This is a genomic window from Anaerosphaera aminiphila DSM 21120 (assembly GCF_900129925.1).
In the GTDB taxonomy this organism is placed as follows: domain Bacteria; phylum Bacillota; class Clostridia; order Tissierellales; family Peptoniphilaceae; genus Anaerosphaera; species Anaerosphaera aminiphila.
The window spans coordinates 120906-137060 of the sequence record NZ_FQXI01000001.1 but is presented as its reverse complement, the minus strand read 5'-3'; the positions used below and the strand labels follow the sequence as shown (position 1 = coordinate 137060).

Annotated in this window: 14 protein-coding genes; all 14 read left to right on the top strand. The window is 30.2% G+C overall.

Features of this window, described 5'->3' with window-relative positions:
• Nucleotides 1–837, top strand: a complete 837-nt coding sequence (locus BUB47_RS00670; RefSeq protein ID WP_073182808.1) for an ABC transporter permease — start codon at nucleotides 1–3, stop codon at nucleotides 835–837.
• A gap of 158 nt (nucleotides 838–995) precedes the next feature.
• Nucleotides 996–1781 (top strand): 30S ribosomal protein S2, encoded by a 786-nt coding sequence (gene rpsB, locus BUB47_RS00665; RefSeq protein ID WP_073182806.1) that lies wholly within the window; start codon nucleotides 996–998, stop codon nucleotides 1779–1781.
• A 57-nt stretch (nucleotides 1782–1838) separates the two neighbouring features.
• Entirely contained in the window at nucleotides 1839–2486 is a 648-nt protein-coding gene (gene tsf / locus BUB47_RS00660; protein WP_073182804.1) for a translation elongation factor Ts, read from the top strand.
• A gap of 13 nt (nucleotides 2487–2499) precedes the next feature.
• Nucleotides 2500–3204: a UMP kinase gene (gene pyrH / locus BUB47_RS00655; RefSeq protein ID WP_073182803.1), complete on the top strand. Its 705-nt coding sequence runs from the start codon at nucleotides 2500–2502 to the stop codon at nucleotides 3202–3204.
• Between the two features lie 14 nt (nucleotides 3205–3218).
• Complete coding sequence (gene frr, locus BUB47_RS00650; RefSeq protein ID WP_073182801.1) at nucleotides 3219–3776, top strand: ribosome recycling factor; 558 nt, start codon at nucleotides 3219–3221, stop codon at nucleotides 3774–3776.
• Between the two features lie 150 nt (nucleotides 3777–3926).
• Nucleotides 3927–4643 (top strand): isoprenyl transferase, encoded by a 717-nt coding sequence (locus BUB47_RS00645; protein ID WP_073182799.1) that lies wholly within the window; start codon nucleotides 3927–3929, stop codon nucleotides 4641–4643.
• Nucleotides 4644–5420 (top strand): phosphatidate cytidylyltransferase, encoded by a 777-nt coding sequence (locus tag BUB47_RS00640; RefSeq protein WP_073182797.1) that lies wholly within the window; start codon nucleotides 4644–4646, stop codon nucleotides 5418–5420.
• 10 nt (nucleotides 5421–5430) lie between these two features.
• Nucleotides 5431–6438 carry an RIP metalloprotease RseP gene (gene rseP / locus BUB47_RS00635; RefSeq protein WP_073183381.1) on the top strand — a complete coding sequence of 336 codons (1008 nt, stop codon included), beginning with the start codon at nucleotides 5431–5433 and terminating at the stop codon, nucleotides 6436–6438.
• Nucleotides 6439–6442: 4 nt separating this feature from the next.
• Nucleotides 6443–7495: a flavodoxin-dependent (E)-4-hydroxy-3-methylbut-2-enyl-diphosphate synthase gene (gene ispG, locus BUB47_RS00630; protein WP_083529012.1), complete on the top strand. Its 1053-nt coding sequence runs from the start codon at nucleotides 6443–6445 to the stop codon at nucleotides 7493–7495.
• A gap of 8 nt (nucleotides 7496–7503) precedes the next feature.
• Nucleotides 7504–11781 (top strand): PolC-type DNA polymerase III, encoded by a 4278-nt coding sequence (locus BUB47_RS00625; protein ID WP_083529011.1) that lies wholly within the window; start codon nucleotides 7504–7506, stop codon nucleotides 11779–11781.
• A 94-nt stretch (nucleotides 11782–11875) separates the two neighbouring features.
• Complete coding sequence (locus BUB47_RS00620) at nucleotides 11876–12337, top strand: ribosome maturation factor RimP (protein WP_073182796.1); 462 nt, start codon at nucleotides 11876–11878, stop codon at nucleotides 12335–12337.
• Nucleotides 12338–12348: 11 nt separating this feature from the next.
• The gene (nusA, locus tag BUB47_RS00615) at nucleotides 12349–13521 is read left to right on the top strand and encodes a transcription termination factor NusA (protein ID WP_073182794.1); all 1173 of its coding nucleotides are present in this window, start codon (nucleotides 12349–12351) and stop codon (nucleotides 13519–13521) included.
• Nucleotides 13522–13543: 22 nt separating this feature from the next.
• Nucleotides 13544–13813 carry an RNase P modulator RnpM gene (gene rnpM / locus BUB47_RS00610; protein ID WP_073182792.1) on the top strand — a complete coding sequence of 90 codons (270 nt, stop codon included), beginning with the start codon at nucleotides 13544–13546 and terminating at the stop codon, nucleotides 13811–13813.
• 24 nt (nucleotides 13814–13837) lie between these two features.
• Complete coding sequence (gene infB, locus BUB47_RS00605) at nucleotides 13838–16147, top strand: translation initiation factor IF-2 (RefSeq protein WP_073182790.1); 2310 nt, start codon at nucleotides 13838–13840, stop codon at nucleotides 16145–16147.
• Nucleotides 16148–16155 lie beyond the last annotated feature (8 nt).

Genomic DNA, 16155 nt, shown 5'->3' with positions numbered 1-16155 from the left:
ATGATATTTTCTAAGGAATTCAAATCAAATTTAGGAAAAATGATTGCATGGGTAGTAGTTTTGTCAATATTAATTGGCTTGTTACTTGCACTTTATCCTATGATGCTTGATATAAATATGAAAAGTATGTTTGATACATTTGTAGATTCTTTAAGCCCTAGCTTAAAAATGATATTGGGTTTTGAGGAAGAAATAGACTATACAAACTTAGGACAATATGTTGCTTTTATATTTCAATACATTGCAGTATTAATTGCAATATTTTCAATGCAATTGGGGGGCAGTTCTCTATCTAAAGAACAAGAATATGGAACTATTCAATACTTATACTCCAATCCAATAACTAGATACGAAATAGTAACCCAAAAAGTATTGTCAAATATATTAACTTATGTAGTGTTCTTAGTTTTGATTATGGGCATTACATTTGGACTTTCATATATAATCCCAATAGATGCAAGTGCAAATGTTGACAACATAATAAATTCTAAAGGCTTTTTAATAGATATTATAAAGATATTTGTAGCTTTACTTGGAAGCGGACTAGTATATATGTCCATTGGATATTTCTTTAGTTCTATTTCTAAGTCATCTGCTTTATCTGATGGAATAAGTGTGCTATTTGTATTCTTTACTGTTATTTTAATTATGACGGGAAAAGTTTTCGGATCACTATTTTCAAGCATTATAAATATGTTTCCATTAGAAGTATTTAAACCTATTAAATTTGTAGTTACAAATATTTCCCTTATGGGAGTGGGAATTAATTTAATAATAATTATTATATTTATATTATTAACATATATAATATATAATTCTAAAGATTTAAAATTTTAAATAAATAAGTATAACATAATAGTCTTGCCACTTTAAAACTATTGTGTTATACTTATTTACGGTTATAAAACACACACATTTTTTGATAATTTAAGAGTTGCTTAATGTCCTTAAATTAGATGAAAAAAATGGAGGAATAAAAAACGGAGGTGAATATTTTGTCAGTTATATCAATGAAAAGTCTACTAGAAGCTGGAGTACACTTTGGTCATCAAACAAGAAGATGGAATCCAAAAATGAGTAGATTTATTTTTACAGAGAGAAATGGTATATATATCATAGATCTCCAAAAAACTGTCAAAAAAGTAGACGAAGCTTATGAATTCGTAAGGGAAATCGCATCTGAAGGTGGACAAGTATTGTTCGTTGGCACAAAGAAACAAGCACAAGATGCAATTAAAAAAGAAGCACAAAAGTGCGAAATGCCATATATTAATCAAAGGTGGCTAGGTGGTCTATTAACTAATTATAAAACAATTAGAAAGAGAATTGATAGGCTACATCAATTAAATGAAATGGAAACAGACGGAACTTTTGACCTTCTTCCAAAAAAAGAAGTTATTCAGTTAAAGCATGAGAGAGAAAGACTTGAAAAATTTCTAGGTGGAATCAAGCATATGGACAGAATGCCAGATGCAATATTTATAGTTGATCCACGTAAAGAGAGAATTGCTGTTAAAGAAGCTCACATTCTAGGAATTCCTATAGTTGGAATCGTAGATACAAACTGTGATCCTGATGAAATTGATTATCCAATTCCAGGTAATGATGATGCTATAAGAGCTGTAAAACTTATTACTGAAACAATTGCAAATGCAGTATTGGAAGGAAAGCAAGGCACTCAAACAGAAGACTACTCAGAAGAAAACGAAGAAAAAACTCAAGTAATAACTGAAGAATCTGAAAAAGAGCAGCCAATTATAGATAAAGAAGAGATAGAGTAATATTTTGAGAGTTCTAAAGCTATGCCTTTATAACTCTCTTTTTTTAGGAGGTAAATAATGAGTGTAAGTATAGAAATGATTAAAGAATTAAGAGAGAGAACTTCTGCTGGAATGATGGACGCAAAGAAAGCTCTTACAGAAGCGAATGGCGATATTGAAAAAGCTATTGACATCTTAAGAGAAAAAGGACTTGCTAGCGTTGCTAAAAAGTCTGGAAGAATCGCATCTGAAGGTATTGTAGATTCTTATATTCACGGCGGAAGAATCGGAGTTTTAATTGAAGTAAACTCTGAAACAGATTTCGTTTCAAAGAACGAAGAATTTAAAGCATTTGTAAAAGATATGGCTATGCAAGTTGCAGCAGCAGCACCTAAATATGTAACACGTGAAGAAGTACCTGCAAGTGAAGTAGAGCGTGAAAAAGAAATACTAAAAGAACAAGCATTAAATGAAGGTAAACCGGAAAAAATCGTTGAAAAAATGGTTGAAGGTAGATTGGAAAAATTCTATGAAGAAATTGTACTTTTAGATCAAAAGTTTATAAAAGATCCAGATGTAAAAGTTCAAGACCTACTTAACAACTTAGTTGTTAAAATCGGAGAAAATATTAAAATCAGAAGATTTGTTAGATATGAAGTAGGAGAAGGATTAGAGAAAAAAGAAGAGAACTTTGCTGAAGAAGTAAAAAAACAAATGGGCCAATAATAGGGGTACTATTATGAGTCCAAAATATAAAAGAATTGTCTTAAAATTAAGTGGAGAGGCTATGGCTGGTGAACAGGGAATTGGAATTGACATTGAAACTGTAAAATCTATTGCCTCTCAAATAAAAACAGTGCATAAAACTGGAGTTGAAATTGGAATTGTTGTTGGAGGTGGAAACTTCTGGCGTGGTAGAGATGCCAATATGGATAGAGCAACTTCAGATTATATGGGAATGTTGGGAACTGTAATGAATGCACTTGCTTTTCAAGATGCATTGGAAAATATGGGCGTTGCAACTAGGGTTCAAACTGCAATTGAAATGCGAGAAGTTGCTGAACCGTATATAAGAAGAAGAGCAATTAGACATTTGGAAAAAGGCAGGGTCGTTATATTTTCTGCTGGTACAGGAAATCCATATTTCTCCACTGACACCACTGCTGCACTTAGAGCTGCAGAAATAGGAGCAGATGTAATACTATTAGCTAAAAAAGGCGTTGATGGAATTTATGATTCTGATCCTAAAATCAATAAAGATGCTAAAAAGTTTGAAGATTTATCGTATCTTGAAATTTTAAGTAAAGAATTAAAAATAATGGATACAACAGCAACATCACTTTGTATGGACAATAATATTCCTTTAACTGTATTTGGAATAGATGAACCTTCTTCTATTATTGATGTTGTCAATGGTAAAGATATTGGTACAAATGTAAAATAATTTAGGAGGACACTATGATTTCTGATATAAAAAGAGATGCTGAAGATAAAATGAAAAAAACAATTTCTGTCTATAAAGAAGACCTTCAATCTATAAGAGCTGGTAGAGCTAATCCTGCACTATTAGATAAGATTGCAGTTGATTACTATGGACAAATAACACCTTTAAATCAAGTCTCAGGAATATCTGCACCAGAGCCAAGAATTTTGGCTATTCAACCTTGGGATGTAAATTTAATTCCTGACATTGAAAAGGCAATTTTAAAATCAGATTTAGGACTCAACCCTTCAAATGATGGAAAAGTAATAAGATTAGTAATTCCACAATTGACAGAAGAAAGACGTATTGAGCTTACAAAAGTTGTAAGAAAAAATGGTGAAAATGCAAAAGTTGCAATACGTAATATTAGACGTGATGCCATTGATGAAATTAAAAAATTAGAAAAAGCAAAAGAACTTTCTGAAGATGATAGAAAATCAGGAGAAGAAGAAATTCAAAAAGTTACTGATAAGTATATTGAAGAATTAGATTCTGTAACTAATTCTAAAGAAGAAGAATTGCTAGAAATTTAAAAATAAAAGGGCTTAGCCCTTTTATTTTTAAATTATACATAAATATAATTAATACAATAATTTAAAGTCTCAATAAAATTAATACTTATTAAAGATAAGTTTGATATAATAGATACTATAAATTTTATTAAAGGAGATTTTATAGTGTCGATGGATGAACTGGATTTAAAAAACATTCCAAACCATATTGGAATAATTATGGATGGGAATGGTAGATGGGCTAAAAAGAGAAATCTTCCTCGAAGCATGGGACATAGAGAGGGGAGTAAGCGGGTTATAGAAATAGTAGAAGCCTGTTACAGACTAAATGTTAAATCATTATCCCTTTATGCTTTTTCCACAGAAAATTGGAAAAGACCTAAAGATGAAATTTCAAAACTAATGGATTTGTTAGTATATTATATTAAAACACAGTTGGACAGACTAATAAAAAACAACGTAAAAATAAATGTCATGGGAGATATTTCAAAATTACCAGATAGAATTGTTCAAGAAATAAACAGAGCATTGTTATTGACAAAAGACAATGATAAAATGATATTAAATATAGGCTTGAATTATGGTGGAAGAGACGAAATTGTCAGAGCCACACAATTAATTGCAAAAGAAGTTGTAAATGGAAATTTTGATGTAGATGATATTAACAAAGAGATGTTTAATGAATATCTCTACACTAAGGGGCAACCTGAACTGGATTTATTAATAAGACCAAGTGGTGAATTTAGAGTTAGTAATTTTATGTTATATCAATTGGCTTATTCTGAATTTTGGTTTTCAAATGTACTATGGCCTGATTTTAAAGAAGATGTTCTCTATGAAGCAATACTTGATTATCAAAAAAGAAATAGAAGGTTTGGTGGAATATAATTGTCAGATTTAAAGCAAAGAGTACTTACTGGAATTGTTGGGCTCGTTTTATTATTTTCAATACTCTATTTAGGGGGAATATATTTAAGAGGGGCTATTTTTATTATAAGTATTATTGCAATTTTAGAATTTAAAAATGCATTTAAAAACATTAAAATTAATATCAATATGCTGCCCATAATAATTGGGTGTATTTCTCTTTTCGTATTTAATATAGTTGGAATATCTTATGATTTTAGTATTATTGTAGTTTTAATAATTTCTTTAATCTACTTGGTTTTTTCTGTAAAGTATGATTTTAATAGTACAGCTGTTTCAATATTTACTTTTATTTATATACCTTATTCACTAAACTTGCTAAATACTTTTGTGGGAACACCTTTTTTATTGTTAGTTTTTATTATAGCTTTTTGTACAGATACATTTGCTTATTTTGTAGGATCTAACTTTGGAAAGCACAAACTCTTAGAAAGAGTTAGTCCGAAAAAATCAATAGAAGGTGCTATTGGTGGAGTTTTAGGAGCTGTATTAGTTTCTATAGTTTATTTTTATTTTGTAAAAATTCCAATTAACTTAACTTCTATTTCGCTTACAGTAATTGCTTCAGTTGCAGGGCAAATAGGGGATTTAACTGCATCAAAAATAAAAAGGTTAACAGGTATAAAAGATTATGGGAAAATTTTACCGGGACATGGTGGAATTATGGATAGATTTGATAGTACTATAATGGTAATTCCGTTTGTCTATATTCTATATTTTTTATTATACTTATATTAATGGAGGTAAAATGGCTACTTTAATAGGTTCAATATTAGTTTTTTTAATTGTAATAATGTTACATGAATTAGGCCACTTTACAATAGCAAAGTTAGTTGGAATAAAAGTTGACGAATTTTCTATTGGCATGGGTCCTGAAATTTTTCAAACTCAAAAAGGTGAAACAAAGTACTCTTTGAGAATACTTCCAATTGGTGGATATGTTGCAATGGACGGAGAAGATGAATATTCAGAAAATCCAAGGAGTTTTAATAATGTATCTGTATTAAAAAAAATGGCTGTAGTTGTAGCGGGTGTCATTATGAATTTTTTGCTAGCAATTATAGCTTTTTTCTTTATAGCATCATTTATTGGATATAACACTAATGCATTAGGGCAAATAGTTGAAAATTCACCTGCTCAATATGCAGAATTAAAAGTTGGAGATGAAATACTATCTGTAAACAATCAGCCTACAAAAATTTGGGAAGCAGTTGCGACAAATATTTCAATGGCAAAAGAAAATGAAAATATTACTCTTGAAGTTAAGAGAGGAAATGAAATTTTAAAAAAAGAAATTAAACCCGACTATAAGGATGGTGTAGCTTCTATAGGAATAGGACCAAAATCGGAAAAATCTTTTTTAAGTTCTATTAAATATGGATTTAATAAAACTGTTTTTACTATTGGAAGTGTATTTACTACTCTAAAATTATTATTTCAAGGAAATGTAAGCGTTGATATGTTTGCAGGACCCGTTGGAGTAATTCAAATAATAGGCCAGCAAACAGCTAGAGGGCCGATTTACTTGCTAAATATTCTAGGCATTATAAGTGCTAATTTAGCTGTAATGAACTTGTTGCCAATACCGGCACTAGATGGTGGAAAATTAGTTTTCTTGTTAATTGAATCAATCACAGGAAAAAAAGTTAGCGATGAAATTGAAGGAAGATTAAGTTTTATAGGATTTGGACTTTTAATGACCTTAATGCTATATATTACTGTATTTGGAGATTTAAAAAGGATATTTAATTGGTGATTAAATGATTAGTAGAAAAAAAACTAAAAAAATATTTGTTGGAGATATTCCAATTGGCGGAGATTCGAAAATAACTGTACAGTCAATGACTAATACAATAACTAAAGATACAGAAAGCACAATTAATCAGATTCATAGACTTGAAAATGTAGGATGTGACATTATTAGATTTGCAGTTAATGACTTAGACGACGCAAAAGCTATAAGAATAATTAAAGAAAATATAAATATACCGACGATTGCCGATATTCAATTTGATTATAAGTTAGCAGTTGCTGCTGCTGAAAATCATGTTGATGCCTTAAGGATAAACCCTGGAAATATAGGTGCAAAACATAAAATAAAAGAAGTTGTAAATACTTGTAAATATTACAATATACCTATTCGAGTTGGTGTTAATTCTGGATCGGTTAAGCAAGAGTTTTTAGATAAGTACCACGGTGTTAACGAAAATTCAATTTGTTACAGTGCATTAGAAGAGGTTGAACTACTTGAATCTATGGGATTTTTTAATATAAAAGTGTCATTAAAGGCAAGTAATGTAAATCTTTCCATTGCTTCATATGAAAAATTTTCTTCCCTTTCTGATTATCCATTGCATTTAGGAATTACAGAATCAGGTCCAACATTTTCAGGAACTGTGAAGTCTGCTGTTGGCATAGGTTCTCTATTAAGTAGAGGAATAGGAGATACAATAAGGGTTTCTTTAACTACTGATCCGATTGAAGAAATAAAAGTTGGCCGAGAAATATTAAAATCACTGGATATTTTAAATGAAGGTGTAGAAATTATCTCTTGTCCTACTTGTTCTCGAACTAAAATTAATTTGATTGATTTAGTAAATGAAGCTGAGCTTAAATTACAAAGCATTGATAAAAATATTAAAGTAGCTTTAATGGGATGCCCGGTAAATGGACCTGGTGAAGCTAAAGAGGCAGATATAGGAATTGCAGGTGGAAACGGAATAGGAATTATATTTAAAAAGGGAAAAGTTGTAAAAAAGGTTAAAGAAGAAGATTTATTGGAAGAGTTATTTAAAGAAATAGAAGAAATGTAGGTGTTTTTTTGATTAGTTTTAACGAACTCCTTGAAAAATTGAATATTGATGAGGTTACTCTAAAGGGTAAACAAATAAAAATTGAAAGTATTTTTTTAGATGATAAAAATATGGAACTTTTTATAAATTTAGTACTATTTGAAAAAATATCTGAAAAAGAAAAAGAAATTTTAATAAATAGTATGAAAGCATATTTTAAAGGACTTAATGTTCAAATTCTATTTAAAGAAGACTTTCTAAAATATTCAGATGAAATCGAATTAATAAATTCTGAAATTATAAAATATAATCCCTCTAGTAAAGTATGGATTGACAGTATGGAAATTATTTTAAACAAAGAAAACAATGTAATTGAAATTATAGCTCCAAATGAATCAATTTATTTTTCAATGCAACAAAATGGTTTAAAAGATACTTTAAAGACAAGTTTAAAATATTTTGGAAATTATGAAGTAGTTTTTAAATTACATGAAACTTCTCTTGAAAGAAATAATGAAAATATGAAAGATTTTGTATCTAATTTTGAAAATGAAGAAAAAAATATTTGTAAGGATATAGAAGTATTTAACAATAATGCTCCTATAAAAACAACTTCTAAGTCTAATTCTGAAGCTGGTAACTACAGTTTTGGGAGGATGGACTTAGGAGAAGTTATAAATTTATCGGAATTAAACTTAAATATTACAAAAGCTACTGTAAAAGTAGATATATTCAATATAGACATTCGTGAACTTAAAAATTCTAAATTTTTGCTTATTTTTTCAATTACTGATTATACTTCATCTTATATTGCAAAACTTTTTATTTCATCAAAAAAAGTAACAGAGTTACTAGATAACATACAAGTTGGAGATAATGTCTTTATTACGGGAAATATTCAATATGACAACTACTCAAAGTCAGAAAACATTATGATTAAGTATATAGAAAAATCAGAGAGAGTTGTTCGTACTGATAATTCTGATGTAAAGAGAGTGGAATTAAAACTACACAGCAAAATGAGTACGATGAATGGGGTTACTTCCTTTGATGAATTGGCAAAGAGAGCTAAATATTGGAATATGAATTCAATAGCCATTACAGATACTGCAGATGTGCAGGGATTTCCTGAAGCCATGGAGGCTGGAGAAAAATATGGCCTTAAAATACTATATGGATTAGATGCAAATTTTGTAGATGATGAAGAACAAATTTTAAAACACTATAATGAAAATTCAAATAACAACACAGATACCTTTGTAGTATTTGATATAGAAACAACTGGATTATCTGTAAGGGTAGATGCCATTACGGAAATTGGAGCTGTGAAAATTGAAAAGGGACAGATTATAGATAGATATTCTCAACTTGTAAATCCTGTAATTCCCATACCACAAAAAGTAGTTGAATTAACTGGAATAAGTAATGCCTTTGTGGCAAGCGAACCAAAAATAGATATTGTAATTAGAGAATTTCATGACTTTTGTAAAGATTCAATTCTTGTAGCTCACAATGCAACTTTTGATATGAGTTTTATAACGAGAGATATGGATAAATATGGTTTAAACAGTGATTTTCCGGTTATTGATACACTTCCTCTGGCAAGGGCCGTAGTTAAAGGTACTAAAAGATTTAACTTGGGAACACTTTCAAAGAAACTTGGAGTTACTTTAATAAATGCCCATAGAGCTGTAAATGATGCTGAAGCAACGGCGGAAATCTTTTTAAAAATGCTTGAGATGTCAAAAAAAAGCGGAGTTGAAAATATTAAGGATATTAACAACTTGTCTAAAGAAATTGATAGCTCCATGCTTTTTGAAAGCTCCGTATCCGTATTAGTAAAAAATGAAATTGGTTTAAAAAACCTATATAAATTAGTAAGTGAATCACATATGAATAACTTTAATAGAGTTGCAAAAGTTCCTAGAAGCTTGTTGAATAAATATAGAGAAGGTCTAATAATAGGAAGTGGAAACTCTTCTTCTGAACTGTATAAGTCTATTTTTAATTTAGAATCTGAAGAGATAATTAAAGAAAAAGCAAAATACTATGACTATATTGAAATTCAACCAGTAGAAAATAATTTAAACTATATTGCTGACAATATGGTAGGTAATTACGATGTATTAAGAGATATAAATAAAAAGCTATATTCTATAGGAAGAGAACTCGACATACCTGTTGTTGCCACTGGAGATGTTTATTACTTAGATGAAAAAGATGATATACTACGTAGAATAATTTTAAATGGACGAACTGGAAGACCTTTTGGAAATGCAAAAATTCCACAGTCTCTTTATTTTAAAACTACAGCTGAAATGTTAGAAGAATTTTCTTATTTGGGAAGAGATGAATCTTATGAAGTAGTAGTAGAAAATTCTAACCTAATATCTAATTTATGTGAAGATATTAAGCCAATACCAGATGGAACCTATTCTCCTGTAATTGAGGGCTCTGATAGTGATTTAAGAAATATGTGCTATAAAAAAGCTCATGAAATTTATGGAGATGAACTTCCGAAAATTGTATCTGATAGATTAGAGCGAGAATTAAACTCAATAATAGACCATGGTTATGCCGTACTTTATATAATAGCTCAAAAGCTAGTTAAAAAATCTAATGACGATGGATATCTTGTTGGCTCTAGGGGGTCAGTAGGTTCATCTTTTGCTGCAACTATGAGCTCTATTACTGAAGTAAACCCTCTACCTCCACATTATGTATGCCCAAAGTGCAAACACTCTGAATTTATAACAGACTTAAGCGTAGGCTCAGGTGTGGATTTACCAGATAAGAGGTGTCCAGAATGTGACAGTGAGATGATAAAAGATGGACACAATATTCCCTTTGAAGTATTTTTAGGCTTTAATGGAGATAAAGAGCCGGATATTGATTTAAATTTTGCAGGAGAATATCAACCTGTTGCTCACAAGTACACAGAAGAACTATTTGGAGAGGGGTATGTCTTTAGAGCAGGAACTATAGGTACTGTTGCTGAAAAAACCGCATATGGCTTCGTTAAAAAATATTTTGAAGACAGCTTTGTTCCAAATATAGAAGTTGAAAGATTGGCAAAAGGTTGCATTGGTGTAAAGAGAACGACAGGACAACATCCGGGTGGTGTAATGATATGTCCTAAAGATAAAGAGATATTTGATTTTACACCTATTCAATATCCAGCAGATGATGAGAGCTCGGGAGTAATAACAACACATTTTGACTATAACTTTATACACGGAAAAATTTTAAAACTAGATATATTAGGACACGACGGTCCAACTATTATAAAAATGCTAGAAGATTTTACTGGAATTAATTCAAAAATTATTCCCTTAGATGATCCTGAAACCCTTACGTTATTTTCAAGTCCTAATGCCTTACATTTAGATGAAAGTATATTTTCTACTAAAACTGGCACTTTAGGTATTCCTGAATTTGGAACTAGTTTTGTAATACAAATGCTCATAGAGACAAAGCCAAAGAGCTTTGCTGAATTAGTTAGAATATCAGGTTTATCCCACGGGACAGATGTATGGACTAACAATGCTCAAGATTTAGTAAGAGAGGGCAGAGCTGAACTTTCAACTGTTATTTCAACAAGAGAAGATATTATGTTGTACTTAATTGAAGCAGGTGCAGATAATAAAATGGCCTTTGACACTATGGAAAAAGTTCGTAAAGGGAAAGGTCTAACTCAAGAACAAAAAGATATTATGAAAACTTTAGATCTTCCAAGTTGGTATATTGACTCTTGTGAAAAAATAAAGTATATGTTTCCAAAGGCTCATGCTGTTGCCTACGTAATGTTATCTTTTAGAATAGCTTATTTTAAATTAAATTATCCTTTGGCTTACTATGCAACATATTTCTCTATTAAACTCTCTGATTTTGATGGGGAATTAATTATGAAGGGCATTGAGTCAATAAAAGAAAAAATAGAAGAAATAAATAATACAACTGAAAAACTTACAGCAAAAGACAAGGGTCAGATAATTGTCCTAGAAATGGTTTTAGAAATGTATGCAAGAGGTTATGAATTTGAGCCAGTAAATATCTATGAATCAGAAGCATCTAACTTTACAATAAAAGACTCAAAAATATTAATGCCTCTTAGAGCTTTAGTTGGATTAGGAGATTCAGTAGCTCAAAACATTGTGGCTGAAAGGACTAATGGAGAGTTTTTATCTATTGAAGATTTAATTTTGAGGACAAAGGCTACAAAAACAGTAATTGCAATTTTAGAAGAAAACAATCTACTGTCTAAACTTCCAAAGAGCAACCAATTAAGTTTGTTTAATATACTTTGATTTATATACATTTTATGGTATAATTTCTTAGAAAGATATAAATGTTGTTAAAGAGTGGGGGATCCCACTCTTGTTTTTTTAAAGGAGGTGCGTTTTGGAAAAAAATGATTTGCTAAAAACAGTTTTAGAGGTTGCAAATGAATGCGCTGAAAAGTTAAATTATGAAATTGTTGATGTTGAATATCAAGTTGGTTCTAAACATGATTTATTGTCAATATTTATATATAAAAAAAGTGGAATTGATGTAGATGATTGTACTGATATGAGCAGAAGTATAGAAGAAAAATTAGATGAATTAAATTTGATAGATAAACCATATTATTTAGAAATTTCATCACCGGGATTAGATAGACCATTAAAAAATCAAAATGATTATAGAAGAAACGTTGGTAATGAAGTTGAAGTAAAATTATTTGCACCTTTAAATGATGTAAAACGATATGAAGGTGTTTTAAGTGATTATAACTCAGATTCAATATTTCTTTTAATTGATGAAAATACAGTTGAAATACCAATTAAATCAATATCTATTATGAGACAATTAATCAAATTTTAATGGAGGATATTATGAATGAAGAATTTATTGGCGCTTTAGAAGAATTAGAGCGAGAAAAGGGGATTTCTAAGGAAATAGTCTTTGATGCTCTTGAGTCTGCGTTAGTTTCAAGTTATAGAAAAAACTTTGGAACATCACAAAATGTTGAAGTTGACATAAATCGAGAAACTGGGCAAATAAATGTTTTTTCTTTAAAGGATATAGTAAATGATGATGAAGTTGAAAATTCAAACTTACAAGTACCTTTATCCATTGCTAGAGAATTTGATCCCAAATTAAATGCGGGGGATGTTTACAGTGAAAAAATAAATCCGGCAAAATTCGGAAGAATAGCAGCGCAGACAGCTAAACAAGTAGTTATTCAAAGAATTAGAGATGCAGAACGAGACATTATATTTGAAGATTTTACAGACAGGGAAAATGAAATTATTACAGGACAAGTGCAGAGGGTTTCCTATGGGAATGTGTACTTTGACTTGGGTAAAACAGAGGCTGTTTTACCTCCTGCTGAGCAAATAAAAGGAGAAACTTATACTCAAGGTCAAAGATTTAAACTATTGCTACTAGAAGTTAAACAAACTACTAAGGGACCACAGATTATACTTTCCAGATCACATCCTAATTTAATAAAGAGACTTTTTGAATTAGAAGTGCCGGAAATAGCAGATGGAATTGTAGAAATTTACTCTATATCAAGAGAAGCTGGTTCCAGAACTAAGATAGCAGTATTTTCAAAAGACGATGATGTAGATGCTCTGGGAGCTTGTGTAGGTTATAAAAGATCTAGAATCAAAGCTATTGTAGATGAACTCTATGATGAAAAAGTTGATATTATAATTTATGAAAAAGAAATAGATTGTTTTATAGCAAATGCTTTAAGTCCGTCAAAAGTTGAAAAAGTATTTGTTAATGAAAAAGAAAAATCAGCTTTAGTTATAGTACCTGACTACCAACTGTCATTAGCTATAGGAAAAGAAGGACAAAATGCCAGACTGGCTGCTAAGTTGACAAACTGGAAGATAGATATTAAATCTAATGCTCAATTCAGCGAATATTTAAAAGATTCAGAATTAGAAGAAGACACATTTAGAGAAAAGTTTGGTTATTCATCAGAGTCAAGTTACAATGATTCATTAAATAATCAATACAAAAAAGACGATATAGAAGATAAGTCCGTAGAATAAAACTTAATGAATGAGGTTAATTATGGCGAAAATTAAGAAAGTACCAATGAGAAAATGCATTGGTTGCGGAAACAGTAAACCAAAAAAAGAATTAATTAGAATAGTGAAGAACAAAGATAATGAAATATTTTTGGATAAAACTGGTAAAAAAAATGGCAGAGGTGCTTATATATGTTTTAATGAAGAATGTTTAGAGAAAGCTATAAAGTCAAAAGCTTTAAATCGTGCATTTGAGATGGAAATAAAAGAGGAAACATACAATGATTTATTTAACTCACTAAAGCAAGAATAACACCTCATTTAAGGAGGTATCTTAATGTCAAAAATAAGAGTACACTTATTGGCAAAAGAAATCGGAATAGCAAGTAAAGAATTAATTAATAAACTTAATGAAATGGATGTTCCGGTTAAAAATCACATGTCTACAGTTGATAAAGAAGACGAAGAAAAAATAAGAAAATTATATTCACCTAAACAAGAATCTATATCTAAAGAAGATAATTCTAAAAAGAATATAACGAAAAATAAAGTAGATCAAGACCAAAAAAAGACAGAGGATAAAAAATCTGACAATAAAAAAAACAATATTGGTTTAGATAAAAAAGCTAAACAAAAAAATACAAATGGTCAAAAAAATGAAACACAAAAGAAAACAGAAGATAAAAAATCGGATGAACCGAAAAAGTTTTCTAAAGAAAAAATTGAAACCAATAAAAAGAAAAACAAAATAGAACCTAAAAAAGATAATACAAATAAAAATGTAGCTACAAAGGCAACTCCCAGAAGAGACCTTTCAAAGAAGAAACCTAAGAAGAAAAACAAAGCTCAAAAAAAGGTAGAAAAAAGAGAAGTAGAAATTGGAGATGATACTATAGTTAATATAAATTTACCTATTACAGTTAAGGAATTTGCAGAGCAACTATCTATTCCATTAGCTCAGGTTATAACAAAGCTAATAGGGTTAGGTGTTATGGCAAGCCAAAATGAAGTTATTGATGAAGATACTTGTATTTTATTAGCAGATGACTTTGGAAAAGAAATAAATATTGTAGAAGCTGAAGAAGAAATATCTATAGAAGAAGAAATGGGCTTAAATTATGAGGATAAAGAAAATCAACTTAAACCACGACCACCTGTAGTTACAGTTATGGGACACGTTGACCATGGAAAGACTTCACTTTTAGATGTTATTAAACATTCGCATGTACAAACATCTGAAGCCGGCGGAATTACTCAACATATAGGTGCATATACTGTTAATGTTAATAATAAAAAAGTAACTTTTTTAGACACTCCTGGACATGAGGCTTTTACTTCAATGCGACTAAGAGGTGCTCAAATAACGGATATTGCGATTTTAGTAGTTGCAGCTGATGATGGTGTTATGCCTCAAACAATTGAAGCTATTTCACATGCGAAATCTGCAAATGTTCCAATAATAGTTGCAATAAATAAAATTGACAAGCCATCTGCTAACTTAGATAGAGTTAAACAAGAGCTTTTAGACAATGGGCTAATGCCTGAAGACTGGGGTGGAGATACTATAATGGTACCTGTTTCAGCTAAGACTAAAGAAGGCATTGACGACTTATTGGAAATGGTCTTATTAGAAGCTGAAATGTTGGAATTAAAAGCTAATCCTAATAGAAAAGCTATAGGAACTATTATTGAAGCTAGACTAGACAAGGGAAAAGGTCCTATGGCAACAGTATTAGTTCAAAAAGGAACTTTGAAGTTTGGAGATAATGTAGTTTCAGGATTTTCAAGTGGTAGAATCCGAGCTATGATTGACGATAAAAACAAACAAATAAAAAAAGCTGGTCCTTCAATGCCTGCTGTAATTTTAGGATTGTCAGATGTTCCAAATGCAGGAGACTTAATTTATGCTGTAGAAGACGAAAAAACAGCTAGAACTATTGCTGATAAAAATAAAGAATCTTCAAGAGAAAGTAGAATCAACACTAATAACAGAGTATCACTTGAAAATCTATTTGATCGCATTAAAGAAGGCGAAATGAAAGAATTGAACATAGTTGTTAAAGGTGATGTAAAAGGCTCAGTGGAAGCTTTAATACAATCTTTAGTAAAGTTAACTAATGAAGAAGTTAAGATCAATATAATTCACTCAGGTGTTGGTGGAATAAATGAAAGTGATATTTCTCTAGCTTCTGCTTCAAATGCGATAGTTATAGGATTTAACGTAAGACCTAATATCAATGCAATAGACTTAGCTAGAGTTGAAGAGGTTGACGTTAGAACGTACAGAGTTATCTATGACATTATAAATGACATAGAATCAGCTGTGAAGGGTATGCTTACTCCTACAATTGTAGAAGAAATACTTGGAAGATGTGAAATCAGACAAACATTTAAATTACCTGGTAATACAATAGTTGCTGGAGTATATGTTTTAAGTGGTAAAATTTTAAGAAAATCAATGGTTAAAGTTTTGAGAGATGATATAGTTATTCACGAAGGTGAAATAAGTTCTCTAAAGAGATTTAAAGATGATGTTAAGGAATTGGCAACTGGCTATGAAGGTGGAATTACAATAGATAGTTTTAATGATCTTAAAGAAGGAGATTTACTAGAGAGCTATATCTTAAAAGAAGTTCAAAAAGATTAGGTGATTAT

What these genes read in the sequence shown, in the direction of transcription:
- BUB47_RS00670 (WP_073182808.1), top strand. Translation starts at nt 1, where the DNA reads ATGATATTTTCTAAGGAATTCAAATCAAATTTAGGAAAAATGATTGCA.
- tsf (WP_073182804.1), top strand. Translation starts at nt 1,839, where the DNA reads ATGAGTGTAAGTATAGAAATGATTAAAGAATTAAGAGAGAGAACTTCT.
- pyrH (WP_073182803.1), top strand. Translation starts at nt 2,500, where the DNA reads ATGAGTCCAAAATATAAAAGAATTGTCTTAAAATTAAGTGGAGAGGCT.
- frr (WP_073182801.1), top strand. Translation starts at nt 3,219, where the DNA reads ATGATTTCTGATATAAAAAGAGATGCTGAAGATAAAATGAAAAAAACA.
- BUB47_RS00645 (WP_073182799.1), top strand. Translation starts at nt 3,927, where the DNA reads ATGGATGAACTGGATTTAAAAAACATTCCAAACCATATTGGAATAATT.
- rseP (WP_073183381.1), top strand. Translation starts at nt 5,431, where the DNA reads ATGGCTACTTTAATAGGTTCAATATTAGTTTTTTTAATTGTAATAATG.
- ispG (WP_083529012.1), top strand. Translation starts at nt 6,443, where the DNA reads ATGATTAGTAGAAAAAAAACTAAAAAAATATTTGTTGGAGATATTCCA.
- nusA (WP_073182794.1), top strand. Translation starts at nt 12,349, where the DNA reads ATGAATGAAGAATTTATTGGCGCTTTAGAAGAATTAGAGCGAGAAAAG.
- rnpM (WP_073182792.1), top strand. Translation starts at nt 13,544, where the DNA reads ATGGCGAAAATTAAGAAAGTACCAATGAGAAAATGCATTGGTTGCGGA.
- infB (WP_073182790.1), top strand. Translation starts at nt 13,838, where the DNA reads ATGTCAAAAATAAGAGTACACTTATTGGCAAAAGAAATCGGAATAGCA.